We start from the raw sequence: 16,467 nt of genomic DNA on the forward strand, positions 1-16,467 counted from the left end.
AGAATATGAATATCCATGACTTCAGAGAAGTGCTGGATAAAAAATAGCGCCGCACGATAGCGACGCTTAGTCTATCTCATGTAAAGAGATTAGAACTCCATCAGCTCTTCTTCTTTCTTGGCTAAAGCTTCATCAACTTTTTTAATGAAATTATCAGTCAGCTTTTGAATTTCATCCTGTGCACGACGCTCATCATCTTCACTGATTTCTTTATCTTTCAGCAGAGCTTTGATTTTATCGTTAGCATCACGACGAATATTACGTACAGAAACACGTCCTTGTTCAGCTTCACCACGCACAACTTTAATCAGATCCTTACGACGCTCTTCAGTCAGTGGTGGTAAAGGAACACGAATAATTGTACCGGCAGAAGATGGGTTCAGCCCCAAATCAGAAGACATGATAGCCTTTTCAATCGCTGGGGTCATAGAACGGTCAAACACCGTGATAGCCAGAGTACGGGCATCTTCAGCTGTGACGTTAGCAATCTGACGCAGAGGTGTTGGTGCACCATAATATTCAACAGTGATACCATCCAGCAGACTTGGAGAAGCGCGGCCAGTACGAACCTTGCTGATTTGGTTTTTAAGTGCTTCGACGCTTTTTTCCATACGGTCTTGTGCGTCTTTTTTGATTTCATTAATCACGTTACAAACCCTTGGGAACTGGTTGTTTTTCAAGCCATAAGTCATTATGACCATGTATTGTTAAATTTGGCATATCAGGCTGCTAATCATAGCGCCAAACATAACTGGTGTCTCTGAACATTATTCATGAGAAATCAGAGTACCTTCATTTTCACCCATAACCACACGACGCAACGCACCGGGTTTATTCATATTGAATACACGAATGGGTAAGCTGTGATCACGAGCCAGAGTAAATGCTGCCAAATCCATGACTTTTAATTCACGTTCTAACACCTGCTGATACGACAACTTATCGAACAAGATTGCTTCCGAGTCTTTCGCCGGATCCGCAGAGTAAACACCATCTACTTTAGTTGCTTTTAGCACAACATCCGCTTCAATCTCAATACCACGCAAACAGGCCGCTGAATCTGTAGTAAAGAACGGATTGCCAGTACCCGCAGAGAAAATAACCACACGGCCATGGCGTAATAAACTAATCGCTTCTGCCCAACTATAGTTATCGCAAACGCCATTTAAAGGAATAGCAGACATTAGACGGGCGTTCACATAGGCGCGGTGTAATGCATCCCGCATTGCCAGACCATTCATCACTGTTGCCAACATGCCCATGTGGTCGCCTACTACACGGTTCATCCCTGCTTCTGCCAAGCCAGCGCCACGAAACAGGTTACCACCGCCAATAACGACACCGACCTGGATGCCTAGCTCAACCAGCTCTTTGATTTCCTGAGCCATGCGGTCTAAGACGCTGGCATCTATACCAAAACCTTCTGCACCTTGCAGGGCTTCGCCACTGAGCTTAAGCAGGATACGCTGATATACGGGTTTTGCATTGGTTGCCATGGTGTTCTGTCCTAAGCAGAAAAGTATATTGGGGATTTACATACATCCGGGTCACTCTGACCAGATGCAAAAACTCAATGCCTACTGGGATAGGCCGTTTAGATTGGAGATAAAACAGAACCGCCATTTGGCGGCTCTGCTTACAAAAATTAAGACTGTTTACTCATTGCAGCAACTTCTGCTGCGAAGTCAGCCTCAACTTTCTCAATACCTTCACCAACTTCATAACGGATGAAATTAGTTATTTTAGCATTGTTTTCTTTCAGCAGATCGCCAACCGTTTTACTTGGGTCCATAACGAAATTCTGACCTGTCAGAGAAATCTCGCCGGTGAATTTATTCATTCGGCCAGAAACCATTTTTTCTGCGATTTCGCGTGGTTTTCCTGACTGCATTGCGATATCCAGCTGGATTTGATGCTCACGCTCAACAACGTCAGCTGGTACATCACTTGGGTTAACATATTCTGGCTTGCTTGCAGCAATGTGCATAGCCACATGCTTAATCAGCTCTTCATTAGCGCCTTCAGCCGCAACCAGAACACCAATACGTGCACCATGCAGGTAAGTACCCAGTTGTTCACCTTCTAATACAGAAACGCGACGAATATTGATGTTTTCACCGATCTTAGCAACCAGTGCAGTACGCTGTTCTTCGAATTTAGCTTTCAGGGTTTCAATGTCAGAGATTTTATCAGCTAATACTGCGGCCATAACTTCTTTACCGAAAGCAATGAAGCCTGCGTCTTTAGCAACGAAATCAGTTTCACAGTTCAGTTCAACCAAAGCGCCGAATTTTTCATCAGCTGCTACTTCTGCCAGGATGATACCTTCAGCAGCAACACGGCCAGCTTTCTTAGCTGCTTTTGCCTGACCTGATTTACGCATGTTGTCAATGGCTAACTCGATGTCACCATTAGCTTCAACCAGCGCTTTTTTACATTCCATCATACCTGCGCCAGTACGCTCACGCAGTTCTTTTACCAAAGCAGCGGTAATTCCAGACATTTGTTTTATTCCTCGATGTATCCCGCGGGAAAATAATATTCCACATGGATAGTTCTTATATCAGATACGTAAAAGGGGGCCATAACAGGCCCCCCTAACCAATATATTCCAATACCTGGTTAATAAGGGCTCAACTCACTGAGCTTGCCTTATTATTCAGCTTCTACAAAGCTTTCTTCTGCCTGAACAGCCAGATCTTGAGAACGACCTTCACGAACAGCGGTAGCAACAGCACCCAGATACAGTTTTACTGCACGGATTGCGTCATCGTTACCAGGGATGATGAAATCAACACCATCTGGATCAGAGTTAGTATCAACGACAGCAAATACTGGAATACCCAGGTTGTTTGCTTCTTTGATAGCAATGTGTTCATGTTCAGCATCGATAACAAACAGAGCGTCAGGTAAGCCACCCATATCTTTGATACCGCCCAGGCTGTTTTCTAACTTACCAAGTTCACGAGAACGAATTAACGCCTCTTTCTTGGTCAGTTTATCAAAAGTACCGTCCTGAGACTGTGCTTCCAAATCTTTCAAACGTTTAATGGACTGACGAACGGTTTTCCAGTTAGTCAACATACCGCCTAACCAACGGTGATTAACGAAGTACTGATCACAGCTCTGAGCTGATTCTTTAACCGCTTCACTTGCAGCACGTTTGGTACCAACAAACAGGATCTTGCCTTTACGTGCAGCAATTTTGTTCAGCTCAGCTAACGCTTCATTGAACATTGGAACAGTTTTTTCCAGGTTGATGATATGCACTTTGTTACGAGCACCAAAGATGAATGGTTTCATTTTTGGGTTCCAGTAACGAGTCTGGTGACCGAAGTGAACGCCCGCTTGCAGCATATCGCGCATGGAAACAGTTGCCATTGTAAACCTCTGTAAAATATTAAGTTGGGGTTATGCCTCCACGAGCCCCATAACACCGACTCCTAACCGCATATTCTGCATGAGAGCACCCCGGTGTATGTGCCGGCCCGTGTGTGTTATTTACACAATGAGTATATTTAGCGTCCTTATTGTTTCGTCTCAGTGACAAATACACAAAACGCCGGCGCGCTTTATACCATAAACCGCCCCAAGACACCAACTTTTGTTGTCATTTTTTGCCAGTTGAATGAGGTAAAAAAGTGTCATTTATAGCGGGTATTGTTGGTAAGAACCGATAACGAGGGAAAGATGGCTGCCGACGGTTATTGGCAGATATTCTGTAGGCTGATACCATTAGTTCAACAATTTTTCCTTGTTAATAATCATACAACCAGCAAATTTGCTGGCTTTGAGTGGGCAAATTTCATGGCAATCTCAATTAAGACATCTGAAGATATTGAAAAAATGCGCGTCGCTGGTCGACTGGCCGCGGAAGTGCTAGAAATTATTGAACCTTATGTAAAACCCGGTATAACAACTGGTGAATTAGACCGTATCTGTCACGAACATATTACCAATAAGCAACAGGCTATTTCCGCTTGCCTTGGTTACCACGGTTTCCCAAAATCTGTTTGTATTTCTGTCAATGATGTCGTCTGTCATGGGATTCCAAGTGATGATAAGACGCTGAAAGATGGCGATATCGTTAATATCGATGTTACCGTCATAAAAGAGGGTTTCCACGGCGATACCTCAAAAATGTTTATTGTCGGTAAGCCAACTATTCAGGGTGAGCGCCTGTGCCGTATCACTCAGGAAAGCCTCTATCTGGCCTTGAAAATGGTAAAACCCGGTATTCGTCTGAGAACGCTTGGTAAAGCCATTCAACAATTTGTTGAAGCTAATGATCTTTCCGTAGTTCGTGAATATTGCGGTCACGGCATTGGTGCCGTCTTCCATGAAGAACCACAAGTACTGCACTATGATGCAGATGATGGCGGTGTTGTACTACAAAAAGGTATGGCTTTCACTATTGAGCCAATGGTTAATGTCGGTGATTACCGCATCCGTACCATGAAAGATGGCTGGACCGTCAAAACCAAAGACCGCAGCTTATCAGCCCAATATGAGCACACAATTGTTGTTACTGATAATGGTTGTGAAATCATGACATTACGTAAAGAAGAAGAGCCTGCCCTTTCCGCAATACTGATTAACCAATAATTAATCGTCAATGATGAAGCCTTGTCTTGTTGAAATCAGACAAGGCTTCCATCTCCTCACTATAATCTCTCCTGTTCAACACAACATTTTCTCAGTAATCTGGCTGTTATGATTCGCTTTCTCTTGGGTTCATACTTATGTCAGCAGATATCGCCGCAATTCAAGCACCTATCCCGCCGTTTTCTCCATCTGATTTCTCCAGTAAAGACCTTCGCTACCCAGTATTGAAACAACACCTCGAAGAATTTCAGCTTTGGTTGGAACATGCATTTAAAGCGGGTATTTCCGCAGAAGCTTTGATTTCTGCTCGTAGTGATTACATAGACCAATTACTGAGACGGTTATGGCATGCCTATGGATTTGGTAAAATTCCTTCACTTTCATTGATTGCCGTCGGCGGATATGGCCGACAAGAATTGCATCCACTATCTGATATCGATTTGCTGATACTTAGTGAACACCCACTCACACCACATCAGGCACAGAATGTCGGGCAATTTATCACCTTATTGTGGGATATACGGCTAGAAGTAGGCCACAGCGTCCGTACATTTGAAGAGTGTTTACTGGAAGGGCTATCAGATCTGACGGTTGCGACGAATTTAATTGAATCACGTTTAATCTGTGGCGACTTACCTATTTTTCTCCGCTTACAACGATACGCATCTAGTGATGGTTTTTGGCCTTCTACTGAATTCTTTGATGCAAAAATTGCTGAACAACATGAACGCCACAAACGCTATCACAGCACCAGTTATAACCTGGAACCTGATATCAAAAGCAGCCCTGGGGGATTACGGGATATTCACACCTTACTATGGGTTGCTCGCCGTCACTTTGGTGCAACCTCAATGGATGAAATGGTTGATTTCGGCTTCCTGACAGATGAAGAACGTAATGAATTAAATGAGTGTCAAAGTTTCCTCTGGCGTATCCGTTTTGCTCTTCATTTAGTCGTTAGTCGTTATGATAATCGCCTGTTGTTTGATCGCCAATTCAGTATTGCTCAGTTACTGGGCTATCAGGGAGAACGTAATCAACCCGTAGAACGGATGATGAAAGATTTCTACCGGATGACACGCCGTGTCAGCGAACTCAACAACATGCTACTGCAACTCTTTGATGAAGCCATTTTGGCACTGGAAACCCATGAAAAGCCTCGTCCATTGGATAATGAATTTCAGTTACGCGGACAATTGATTGATCTGATCGATGAAACGCTGTTCATCAAAGAACCTGCCGCTATTATGAGGATGTTTTACTGCATGGCTGAACATGTAGAAGTTCAAGGCATCTATTCGACCACACTACGCCAGCTCCGTTATGCCCGCCGCAATTTGCATCAGCCACTATGTGAATTACCCGAAGCCCGTCAAATCTTTATGGACATCCTGCGCCACCCCAGAGCGATTGAAAGCGCATTTGTGCCCATGCACCGCCACAGCGTTCTTGGCGCTTACACACCGCTCTGGGGCAATATCGTCGGCCAAATGCAGTTTGATCTGTTTCACGCATATACCGTCGACGAGCATACAATCCGAGTATTAAAAAAACTGGAAAGTTTTGCCGATGAGAATAATCGTGCAGCTCACCCACTTTGTGTCGAATTATACCCTCGTCTGTCTCAACTTGAGATCCTACGCCTTGCCGCGCTGTTTCACGATATCGCCAAAGGACGTAATGGTGACCATTCCGAACTTGGTGCTGAGGACGCGTTAGCATTTTCACTACAACATGGGCTTAATTCACGAGAAGCTGATTTGGTGGCTTGGTTGGTTCGTTACCATCTATTAATGTCAATCACTGCTCAACGGCGAGATATCCAAGATCCAGAAATCATCAAGCAATTTGCCCATGAGATACAGAATGAAACTCGGTTACGTTATCTGATCTGCCTGACAGTCGCTGATATCTGCGCAACCAACTCCAGCCTGTGGAATAGTTGGAAGCAGAGCCTATTACGGGAGCTCTATTTCTCTACAGAGAACCAATTGCGCCAGGGAATGCAAAATACGCCGGACTTGCGGGAACGCATCCGCCATAATCGTTTTCAGGCACTTGCTCTGCTGCGTCAGGATAATATCAGTGAACAGAAACTTCATCAGCTCTGGAGCCGCTGTCATGCCGATTATTTTCTGCGTCATACACCTAAACAACTGGCATGGCACGCTCGTCATTTGGTGAAACATGATTCTCAAGAACCGCTGATCCTGATAAGTACCAAACCCACCCGCGGCGGTACAGAAATTTTTATCTGGAGTCCAGACCAACCTTCCCTATTTGCCGCAGTTGTTGGAGAGCTGGACAGGCGCAATCTCAGCGTTCACAACGCTCAAATATTTACCAATCGTGATGGCATGACGATGGATACCTTCGTGGTACTGGAACCTAATGGCCATCCTTTAGCATTGGATCGCCACGAAATAATTCGCAATGCACTTTTGCAGGTTGTTCTGAACCCACATACCAAAACACCAAAAGCACGAAAATTGCCAACCAAACTGCGTCATTTCAATGTATCAACGAAGGTGAGTTTCCTGCCCACTAACAATGAACGGCGAACCTATATGGAACTGTTCGCACTCGATCAACCGGGATTGTTGGCCAGAGTCGGCAATATCTTTGCTGAAATGGGCGTTTCACTACACGGCGCGCATATCACCACTATTGGCGAACGTGTCGAAGATTTTTTTGTACTGGCAGATAAAGACCACAAGGCACTGAATAAAAAAGTCAGAGAAGAATTATCAGAAAGGTTGACAGAGGCCCTAAATCCAAAGGATAAAATATAACTGAATGCAAGCTCATAATTCGGCTGATAACTAAGGAACCAGATGCAATGCAGCAATTAAAATCCATTATCGAAAGTGCTTTTGAAAATCGCGCAGCTATTACTCCAGCGACAGTAAACAGTGAAACACGTGATGCTGTTACTCAAGTCATAAATCTGTTGGATAGTGGAAAACTGCGTGTTGCAGAGAAAATTGATGGTCAGTGGGTCACGCACCAATGGCTGAAAATGGCTGTATTACTCTCTTTCCGTATTAATGAAAATCAGCTCATAGATGGTGCTGAAAGTCGTTATTTCGATAAAGTTCCGATGAAATTCTCTGACTATGATCAGGCAAGATTTGAAAAAGAAGGCTTTCGCGTTGTTCCTCCTGCGGCAGCACGTCAGGGAGCTTTTATTGCCCGTAACTGCGTATTGATGCCTTCTTATGTCAACATCGGTGCTTATGTTGATGAAGGAACAATGGTAGATACGTGGGCAACGGTTGGCTCCTGTGCCCAAATCGGTAAAAACGTCCATTTATCCGGAGGTGTTGGTATCGGTGGTGTATTGGAACCCTTGCAAGCCAACCCGACTATTATTGAAGACAACTGCTTCATCGGTGCCCGTTCTGAAATTGTAGAAGGTGTCATTGTCGAAGAAGGCTCTGTCATTTCAATGGGAGTCTATATCGGCCAAAGCACCAAAATTTATGACCGTGAAACAGGCGAAATCCATTATGGCCGCGTTCCTGCTGGTTCTGTTGTTGTCTCTGGCAACCTCCCATCGAAAGATGGAAGTTACAGCCTGTATTGTGCTGTCATTGTGAAAAAAGTGGATGCTAAGACGCAGGGAAAAGTGGGCATTAATGAACTCTTAAGAGCGATAGACTAAGCCTTAAAATATAGCGGATAATAAGTCCGCTATTTTTTTGCTTTTTATCATCTTTACCGATCTCAGTCAGTGTTATTAATACGGATAATCTGAACATGGATAACGTGCATAACCCAAGTGTACATAGAGTACGTAAAGAGTTTGCAATCGTCCCATATTCAAAATGACGCACAAAATAACCAACTTGGAAAAATACCCTTAAGGTGGTGCCATGTACGATAACTTAAAGAGTCTGGGAATCACATATCCCGAAGAAATTGACCGCTATAGTCTGCGTCAGGAAGCCAACAACGACATTTTGAAAATCTATTTTCGCAAAGATAGAGGTGAATTCTTTGCCAAAAGCGTGAAATTCAAATATCCGCGTCAACGAAAAACGGTTGCTGTAGACAATGCAGAACAAGGATACAAAGAGATCAACGAAATCAATACTAACTTACGTTATGTGATTGAAGAGTTAGATCAAATTTGCAAGCGTGATCAGGTAGAAATGGATTTAAAACACAAAATCCTTGATGATCTACGTCATCTTGAACACGTTGTTGCCAATAAGATTGCAGAGATTGAAGCCGATCTGGAAAAACTAACGCGTAAATAAGACGGTTCTATTAATTACACCGCTTATACCCTATCAGGTATAAGCGGTCTATTAAGAGCTTGCTTACTCAACTAGCTCGCCCCACTGTTTAATCCAGGGCTGAGCAAAAACTTCCGGCTCAGCTTCTTCCACTGCATCCACCAGAAGAATTTCACCTATTCTTATTGCACCTTGCTCTTGTAGCAGCTCATCAAAAGTATGACCACCACCGCAAAAATTCTCGTAACTACCATCACCCAAAGCAATAATGCCATAGCGTAATTCTGGCTGATAACCTAATTCATCTCGCAAGGAGCAATAAAGTGGATGAATATTATCAGGCAAATCCCCTTGTCCAGTCGTTGAAGTGATAACTAAAATCACCTGATCAAGATAGGATTGCCACTGCTCCAATTCCCCTTCTTCAAATACTTCTATCTCATGACCCTGTTGTTCAAGGATCTGCTGTGCTTCTTCTGCAACTGCCAGGGCATTACCGTAAACAGTACCAACAAAAATACCAATTTTCGCCATAGCTTCTAATCTCTTTTTAAAGGAACTATTAGTTATCCTCGCTGGCAACAACAGAAAACTCAACCCTTGCCAAATCAGGGATAATTACCTTACCAGCTAAGCCATCGCACCAAATATTGCCATTATTAAGTTCAATCTGTCATGTAAACAATATCTCACCAGCACTAATGACTAACGATATATCTGCCAGACTAATTACAGACAGATATATTGATCAATGGCAGTGGCTATTCTACATAAAACGGTAACAGGTAATCATCAAGCACATTGTTATCTGTGACAAATATTATAGAACAGCCAACATGAAGCGACATTAAACCCCAGTTATTTATCCGATAATAATTTAGTGTTAACGTTACTTTCTGAAACAACTTTGGCAATAATATTCTTATTCATATGAAAAAACATTATATACTCTATTTCAATAAAAATAATGGCTATATGAGATTAATAGAATAGAAAAATATTTAACAAAAGGAGAAAATCACCATGTTTAATAATATATACCCAATAGATTTCAAGTTGCAGGGCGGCGGCAAGTGAACGCATCCCCAGGAGCATAGATAACTATGTGACTGAGGTAAGTGAACACAGCCAACAAAACTGCGAACATTACTGGCTCATCTGGTCTAATGACTTGGGTAGATGCAGTGCTTAAAGATAGTGGTATGATTTTAAATGCTTACATTCCTGTTTTTTCCTATCTGCTCGGACATCTCTTTAGGATGTGTGACAATATCCTTTATTATCCAAAAAACCAATATCACTTTATTTAATAATAATATTTTCATGTTATTTTTATTATTAGCAACACTCAATTTTACTTTACTTTCAGGGAAAGAAATACTTATTCCAGTTTGGCTGGACACTCTGCAAAGAATATTACGGGGAATAATCAGTGGATTTATTGTGATAATGGGAAGAAATATTCTTGTAATAAAAGAGGATGAAAATAAAACTAGCAAGGATTTCTCTATTTTAAGCCTTACGTTATTAAGCTTGCCATTTTTAATCCCTATCATTTTTTCCTTATTGAATTTCAATTCCCGTACATCAGCAGACTTTTTTGCTTCTTTTATTTATTCTATTTCTCTGGTTGTTTATTTTACCAGTCCTAAAAATAACGCCTTAAAAAAATCAAAATACAATATTCAACATTCTGTTATGACAACAAATAAGTTAGGTATTTTTCTTGCTCTTATTAGCTTGATTATAATAAACATTTATTTTTTCTTATCCTTAATGATTATACCGGCAGTAAAAGCAAAGTATTTTGAATATACCTATTATCTTTCAAGTTGTCTCTTAATCAATCACACTAATTAAGAGACAAGAAATGTTATTATATAATAAAGAGCTTAATTTATTAAATCTTTCTAGCCTATTGGCTTCACTCTAATTACTATCATATTCCAAATCAGGGATAATACCTTGCCAACCAAATTGCTGCATCAAATATTGCCAAGACGAATCCCATTTTGCCGTAAGCGATAATTTCTCGCCCGTAACAGGATGATCCAACTCAAGACAACTGGCATGCAGCATTAACCGACTAGTTTGATAATGGGTGCTAACCCCTCTATTTTGCCGTAAATCACCATGTGTCGTATCACCAATAATTGGATGACGAATATGTGCCATATGGCGTCTTAATTGATGTTTCCGACCTGTTTTCGGCGTCAATTCCAATAAACTAAAACGGGATGTCGGATAACGACCAATTTCCACCGGACATTCTACTTTTGCCAGTGGACGATAATAAGTAATACTAGGCTGCGCCTCTTTATCACTATCTGCAAATTTATCTGCGATCTTATCCAGCTCTTCAATTAAAGCATAATCAATAATATCTGATTCCAATACATAACCCCGCACGACAGCATGGTAGGTTTTCTGTAACTGATGATGTTCAAACTGTTGAGAAAGCTGACGGGCAATATCACTGGAAAGCGCCATCAGTAACACGCCTGATGTCGGCCTGTCCAGACGGTGTACAGGGAAAACATGCTGACCAATTTGATCACGTAATGTCTGCATAACAAAGACTGTTTCATGACGCGCTAGCCAACTACGATGAACTAACCAACCCGCCGGCTTATTAACCGCCACAATATGATCATCCTGATATAACACTTCCAACATATCAGGCATTATCCTGAATAAATAAGCGATCTAATGCGCGAAGATGTTCAAGTAGTTGCTGATAACGCCCGGTCATATCTTCTTTATAAGCTTCCTCAAAATAAGGCGCAATAACGAATGCCGCCGGTAACTCCGCTCCCTGCTCCAATAATGCATACATTCTCGGAATTAATACCCACTGCAACCACTCTTCAGCTAGCATCGTATCAATTGAAAATGGCTCAACACTTTCAAAAGCCTCCGCTTTAGGCGGGTATTCTTGCCACAGATCAATTTCCCTCATAGTTTCTTCAATTAATTGTAATATATGCAGAATTTGTTTTTCAGTACTCATATTTTCAGCCTAATAAATATTTGCCCGAAGCGACAAAGCTGATAAGAATATCACTGATACCCCTTAAGCTGAAAATCTTACTTCTTCCGTCAAACATAAAGAGAAGGGAGCGAACAAGCGCTCCCTTTAAGTTGATTATATAGCAATCCCGCTAATAGTTTGCTCCCTGCTCACTCCCTGACAAATTGTCCTTTAATGGTTATCCTTTACCCATCATTCTTATTTATATTGCATACAATCCGGTTATGCATTGTGTCAGTCATACTGACCATCATCACCTAATCTATCCCTGAGAAATTGTAGGCAGAGATTCCTTTCCCTGTGGAAGACAGAATGAATTAATTTGATTTATGAAACAAGCCATATAAATGGGACCATTAAATTAGTGAAAAGGGGATAAACTCCGTAATTATTTATAGGCTATTGAAATAAAATAAAAATAATAAACCAATGTGAAACTCACCGTAGTAAACATTGATATCTCTTACATGAAGTGTAAGAGATATCTCACAAACGCTGAGTTAAAAATCCGGGCTTAACAAATGAAAACCGGCTTAATTGCACCAAGAAACCCAATTAAATCGGTAAACAACAGAGTTCTCTGATTACTCCCAAACTGCTCCAGGATCACTTCGCCGGTCAAATTACACAGAGAAATAATACTCATATCCGAATCCACCGTCGCAATGAATGCCGTTGGTGACAATTTTAGTCGCTTCTGGGTCACCAAATGTCCTATTAAGTTTTCCTGTAAACGGATAAAGTCCTCTTCACTCCAGACCTGAATCAAACTAAGTTGTTGGCCTTCAAACACTGCAGCCATATCACCAGCCAATTGGGAGGTATAAAAATCATGAATCGCTGGCTGCAATTGGATATCCAGCGCAACTTCAACTTTATTCAGCTTATCTGCCGCAGGAAAAGGTCGCGGAAGCCAATAAACAATGTCATTACCAGTATGAGTAATACAAGGTGATGGCACACCATAAAGTTCACTGCTGGCAGGTGCCCCTCCTGTTTCCTTTTGCCACAAATCAACATAACGACGGGTAAAATCAGCCAACGCCTCTGTAAAATTAGAAATCATATTATTTTCAACCAGTAACTGTTAGGGTGTACTTAATGTTTTGATATATAGATGGTATCTTCCCTGCAAAAAACTCAGTAGAAGATTTCTGTCCAATAAACGCCATTGTACAACCTGACTGTACCATTCCTCCATTCAAGGACAATAGCGGAGAAAGACGAAGCTCAGTACCACCAATCAGGAAAGCGAGTTTATGTATCATTCTATGGCTGGATAAAAAAGTGATTCATATCACATAAATTTGTCATCAATAATTTATAAATATATTTAAATTGTGATTAACATTAAATTTATTGCACTATATTAATAAAACTCGTGTAAATAATTTAAATTATGTTTATATATAAAAAGTTAAAAATAATAGATTACTTGAAGTGAACGACAAACACGCGACTACTCCAGCAATAAGTCAAACACTTATTAACCCGTTATCAAGGATAATCAATAACTCTATACCCAATAGATTTCAAGATGGATCGCGACGGCAAGGGAGCGAATCCCCGGGAGCATAGATAATTCTGTGACCGGGGTGAGTGAGTGCAGCCAACAAAGAGGCAACTTGAAAGATAACAGGTATATTACTGAAAACCATAAATATATCCCTGATGGAATAAAGCATATGAAAAAAAGAATAATTGAAGTTGTTGAGTACGACTCACAATGGCCGGAATTATATCAAAAAGAAGCAAATTTATTAAATAATATACTAACCGGAAATATACACCGAATCCATCACATTGGCAGTACCAGCGTTGAATACCTCGCGGCCAAACCAATCATCGATATTTTAGTAGAAGTCAATGATATTAACGAACTTGATAACTATACAGATATTATGCAGTCTCACGGCTATAAGGCCAAAGGTGAATTCGGCATCACAGGCCGGCGCTATTTTCAAAAAGGGGATAATAACAGGACACATCAGGTACATGCGTTTAAAGTCGGCGATCCACAGATTACAAAGCATTTAGCTTTTCGTAATTATTTAAGAAGACATCCCAATATTGCAAAAGAATATGGCGATCTCAAAAAACAAGTAGTCGAAATCTGTAATAATGATATAGACACATATTGTAGTGGTAAAGAAGCCTTTATCATTCATCATCTTGTTGAAGCCCTGAAAGAATATCCAAATTATATAACTGAATAAATGCAAGCTAACAACTGGAAAAAATGTTTAATATATCTGAATGCAACCAAAAAAAAGCAATCATCACCAACTTTTACCAATTAATTTATCAAAGGAAACTGTACGATAGTGCTAACGATATCCTGGCCGAAAATTATTCTGGATTTTTCCTTAAATATCCACAAATTAAAGGAATCAGTGATTTTATAGATAGCGTAAAAATATTTCACTCAAATTACAGTAATATATCTATTGATATAGAAAAATTTTATTTTAATAATGAAAATGAGGTTTGTATTATCGCTAATATGAACAGGACACGAAAAACAAGTGTTAATCCACATTTTAGTGAGGGAATTCCCGAAAAGCTTAAGCTTGTTGACATCTATACCTTTGATGAAAAAATCAAAATCACATCAAGACGACATTACAAAATAAACGATTAATGCAGAATATCATTAATATTTTTCACTTAAAATATAGATTATTAGAACAACGAAATGATTGATTTTAACGCAATAAAAAATGCCGAGTTATTAGTTAAACCTTTTAAAGTTGGCATCACAACCAATCTATTTACTGATCCCACACTACTTTTTAAGTCTTATCCCAATAGTGGTTTTGACGATATAGAAAAAGGAACAGAACATGAGAAACAGTACCGTTTTTCAGTTCGTGAAGTCACATCTTCCGATCTTAAGAATAATTTTAAAAACCTCGGGAAGTGCTGGAAAATGCTATATCAGGAAGTTTCTGGTACTCAATATCGAGATGCAATTCTTAAAGCCATAGATTTAGATATATCAGGGCTAAAATTCAAAATGGGATTTTATAAATATTACCGTGCTGATGATTGGGTTTCACCTCATAAGGATAAACCTGAAAAAATCATGAATCACGTGATGTTTTTTAATGAAACCTGGAATCCTGCTAATGGAGGACAATTTTTAGGTTTAAGATCGAAAAATATGGATGATATCGCTTTTGAAGTTGAACCATTAGTCGGTAACTCAGTGTTTTTTGAACCGAGAGAAAATTCGTGGCATGCCGTGAGGCCATTACTCTGTAACCAGCCACGGCTTTCCGTCCAGATTGAAAGTTTCAGAACTTAATTTTAGCGTGCAACTCTGTGACCGGGGTGAGTGAGTGCGGCCAGCAAAGAGGCAACTTGAAAGATAACAGGTATATCCAAAAAAAGATGAATTATGATCATATTGTTATTAGGTGCTCCAACCACAGGAAAAAGTACTCTTGGGCCTTTATTAAATGCAATTATCCGGTTAAATGAGAGAGTCTGGAAACTGGATTTCCTCAAGCTGAATACTTTACTTGACCAATTAATTGAATCATTTGCCGGACAACGTTTTCAATCCGACGATACAACAGCATTAGAACATCTTCTTCGCATAGGTAATATCTCGGTTCCAGACTTCCACTGTCTAAAAAGTCTCAGAAGAAGTGACTTTTCATGTGCAGAAATTGATAATTTCAGAGACTACCGTGATGGTAAAGGAAATTTGAACACAGATTTAACGTTTAAAGCCTATGCTTTTATTCAGCAACAAGTTATTTGCGATATCAGCCGAATTCTTATTCCAGGTACCGGAATGTGGCTTAACCGACATTAGTGGCACAAGCTTTTAATATGGCAAAAGACGCGTTTGATCGTGCAGATAATATACCAGGTAAAAAGAAAGCTGTTGTGGTAGATCTTGATGAAACTATCTTAAACAGCACATCATATAACGCTCAACAAATTAAAAGTGGTGAGTTGTCTAACCAGAAAAACTGGGAGGAATGGGTATCAAAGGAAAAATCCAGCCCCATACCTGGTGCTGTGGATTTTGTAAATTATATCATCAATAACGGGGGAGAAATATTTTACGTTTCGAATAGAAAATCAGAAGATTATCGGCATACTATGAATAATTTGATCAAACATGGCTTCCCGCATGTCTCAGAAAAAACATTACTCTTACGGAATAAAACGTCCAACAAACAACACCGTTTCAACACAATTACTGCGTCCGGTTATAACATAGTCGTATTGATGGGCGACAATTTAAATGATTTTGGCGATATTTTTTATCGTAAAAAAGATAATAAACGTAAAGAATTAGTCATGATGAATGCCAAAAATTTTGGTTATAAATTTATTATGATGCCAAATCCTATTTATGGCTCCTGGGAATATGTATTAACTGACAATTACCCTGGATTAAATCTCAATGAAAAAATTAAAGCGCGTAATAAACTCATTCATGATAAGAGTTATACTCAATAGATTTCAAGATACATCGCGACGGCAAGTGAACGCATCCCCAGGAGCATAGATAACTATGTGACTGGGGCAAGTGAACGCAGCCAACCAAGCAGCAACTTGAAAGATAACAAG

The 16,467-nt window shown here is 40.3% G+C and carries 19 protein-coding genes; 10 read left to right on the top strand and 9 right to left on the bottom strand.

The genetic code is table 11. The features are described from left to right. Positions 1 to 89: 89 nt before the first annotated feature. The 4 genes from frr to rpsB all read right to left on the bottom strand — a co-directional run bounded on the left by frr (position 90) and on the right by rpsB (position 3,381). The gene (gene frr, locus BO26_RS03840; protein ID WP_012776835.1) at positions 90 to 647 is read right to left on the bottom strand and encodes a ribosome recycling factor; all 558 of its coding nucleotides are present in this window, start codon (positions 645 to 647) and stop codon (positions 90 to 92) included. 120 nt (positions 648 to 767) lie between these two features. Beyond that, on the bottom strand, positions 768 to 1,496 hold the full coding sequence (gene pyrH / locus BO26_RS03845; RefSeq protein ID WP_036768963.1) for a UMP kinase: 729 nt from the start codon (positions 1,494 to 1,496) through the stop codon (positions 768 to 770). Between the two features lie 149 nt (positions 1,497 to 1,645). Next, positions 1,646 to 2,503 (bottom strand): translation elongation factor Ts, encoded by an 858-nt coding sequence (gene tsf / locus BO26_RS03850; protein ID WP_036768965.1) that lies wholly within the window; start codon positions 2,501 to 2,503, stop codon positions 1,646 to 1,648. A gap of 152 nt (positions 2,504 to 2,655) precedes the next feature. Then, positions 2,656 to 3,381, bottom strand: coding sequence for a 30S ribosomal protein S2 (rpsB, locus tag BO26_RS03855; protein ID WP_012776832.1), 726 nt, complete (start codon positions 3,379 to 3,381; stop codon positions 2,656 to 2,658). Positions 3,382 to 3,807: 426 nt separating this feature from the next. Between rpsB and map the strand changes: the two genes are divergently transcribed. The 4 genes from map (at position 3,808) to BO26_RS03875 (ending at position 8,867) form a co-directional block, all read left to right on the top strand. Then, on the top strand, positions 3,808 to 4,605 hold the full coding sequence (gene map, locus BO26_RS03860; protein ID WP_036769123.1) for a type I methionyl aminopeptidase: 798 nt from the start codon (positions 3,808 to 3,810) through the stop codon (positions 4,603 to 4,605). 137 nt (positions 4,606 to 4,742) lie between these two features. Next, a complete protein-coding gene (glnD, locus tag BO26_RS03865; RefSeq protein WP_036768967.1) occupies positions 4,743 to 7,397 on the top strand; it encodes a bifunctional uridylyltransferase/uridylyl-removing protein GlnD in 2,655 nt (884 codons plus the stop codon). Positions 7,398 to 7,444: 47 nt separating this feature from the next. Then, the gene (dapD, locus tag BO26_RS03870) at positions 7,445 to 8,269 is read left to right on the top strand and encodes a 2,3,4,5-tetrahydropyridine-2,6-dicarboxylate N-succinyltransferase (RefSeq protein ID WP_036768969.1); all 825 of its coding nucleotides are present in this window, start codon (positions 7,445 to 7,447) and stop codon (positions 8,267 to 8,269) included. 211 nt (positions 8,270 to 8,480) lie between these two features. Then, a complete protein-coding gene (locus BO26_RS03875; protein WP_036768972.1) occupies positions 8,481 to 8,867 on the top strand; it encodes a DUF3461 family protein in 387 nt (128 codons plus the stop codon). 63 nt (positions 8,868 to 8,930) lie between these two features. Here the strand turns inward: BO26_RS03875 and BO26_RS03880 are convergent, their stop codons facing one another. Beyond that, on the bottom strand, positions 8,931 to 9,380 hold the full coding sequence (locus BO26_RS03880; protein ID WP_036768975.1) for a flavodoxin: 450 nt from the start codon (positions 9,378 to 9,380) through the stop codon (positions 8,931 to 8,933). A gap of 729 nt (positions 9,381 to 10,109) precedes the next feature. Here BO26_RS03880 and BO26_RS23390 point away from each other — a divergent pair. Then, positions 10,110 to 10,706: a hypothetical protein gene (locus tag BO26_RS23390; RefSeq protein ID WP_157835522.1), complete on the top strand. Its 597-nt coding sequence runs from the start codon at positions 10,110 to 10,112 to the stop codon at positions 10,704 to 10,706. Between the two features lie 69 nt (positions 10,707 to 10,775). Here the strand turns inward: BO26_RS23390 and truC are convergent, their stop codons facing one another. The 4 genes from truC to BO26_RS24790 form a co-directional block, all read right to left on the bottom strand. Beyond that, positions 10,776 to 11,522, bottom strand: a complete 747-nt coding sequence (truC, locus tag BO26_RS03890) for a tRNA pseudouridine(65) synthase TruC (protein ID WP_036768981.1) — start codon at positions 11,520 to 11,522, stop codon at positions 10,776 to 10,778. A 1-nt stretch (position 11,523) separates the two neighbouring features. Then, positions 11,524 to 11,856, bottom strand: coding sequence for a YqcC family protein (locus BO26_RS03895; RefSeq protein ID WP_036768984.1), 333 nt, complete (start codon positions 11,854 to 11,856; stop codon positions 11,524 to 11,526). A gap of 535 nt (positions 11,857 to 12,391) precedes the next feature. After that, complete coding sequence (gene syd / locus BO26_RS03900; protein ID WP_036768987.1) at positions 12,392 to 12,943, bottom strand: SecY-interacting protein; 552 nt, start codon at positions 12,941 to 12,943, stop codon at positions 12,392 to 12,394. Between the two features lie 7 nt (positions 12,944 to 12,950). Further along, a complete protein-coding gene (locus BO26_RS24790) occupies positions 12,951 to 13,145 on the bottom strand; it encodes a hypothetical protein (RefSeq protein ID WP_477707005.1) in 195 nt (64 codons plus the stop codon). A gap of 417 nt (positions 13,146 to 13,562) precedes the next feature. On the opposite strand from BO26_RS24790, the gene BO26_RS03905 reads away from it, so the two are divergent. From BO26_RS03905 to BO26_RS03925, 5 genes are all read left to right on the top strand, one after another. Next, entirely contained in the window at positions 13,563 to 14,093 is a 531-nt protein-coding gene (locus tag BO26_RS03905) for a GrpB family protein (RefSeq protein WP_036768989.1), read from the top strand. Between the two features lie 23 nt (positions 14,094 to 14,116). Next, positions 14,117 to 14,518: a hypothetical protein gene (locus BO26_RS03910; RefSeq protein WP_036768992.1), complete on the top strand. Its 402-nt coding sequence runs from the start codon at positions 14,117 to 14,119 to the stop codon at positions 14,516 to 14,518. Positions 14,519 to 14,572: 54 nt separating this feature from the next. Continuing rightward, positions 14,573 to 15,184 (top strand): 2OG-Fe(II) oxygenase family protein, encoded by a 612-nt coding sequence (locus BO26_RS03915; RefSeq protein ID WP_036768996.1) that lies wholly within the window; start codon positions 14,573 to 14,575, stop codon positions 15,182 to 15,184. A gap of 93 nt (positions 15,185 to 15,277) precedes the next feature. After that, on the top strand, positions 15,278 to 15,700 hold the full coding sequence (locus BO26_RS03920) for a hypothetical protein (RefSeq protein WP_036768999.1): 423 nt from the start codon (positions 15,278 to 15,280) through the stop codon (positions 15,698 to 15,700). Beyond that, entirely contained in the window at positions 15,700 to 16,356 is a 657-nt protein-coding gene (locus BO26_RS03925; protein ID WP_051690865.1) for a 5'-nucleotidase, lipoprotein e(P4) family, read from the top strand. The genes BO26_RS03920 and BO26_RS03925 overlap by 1 nt, the downstream gene beginning before the upstream one ends. The last annotated feature ends 111 nt before the right edge of the window (positions 16,357 to 16,467 follow it).

Origin of the sequence: Photorhabdus australis DSM 17609 (genome assembly GCF_000711895.1) — a bacterium.
In the GTDB taxonomy this organism is placed as follows: domain Bacteria; phylum Pseudomonadota; class Gammaproteobacteria; order Enterobacterales; family Enterobacteriaceae; genus Photorhabdus; species Photorhabdus australis.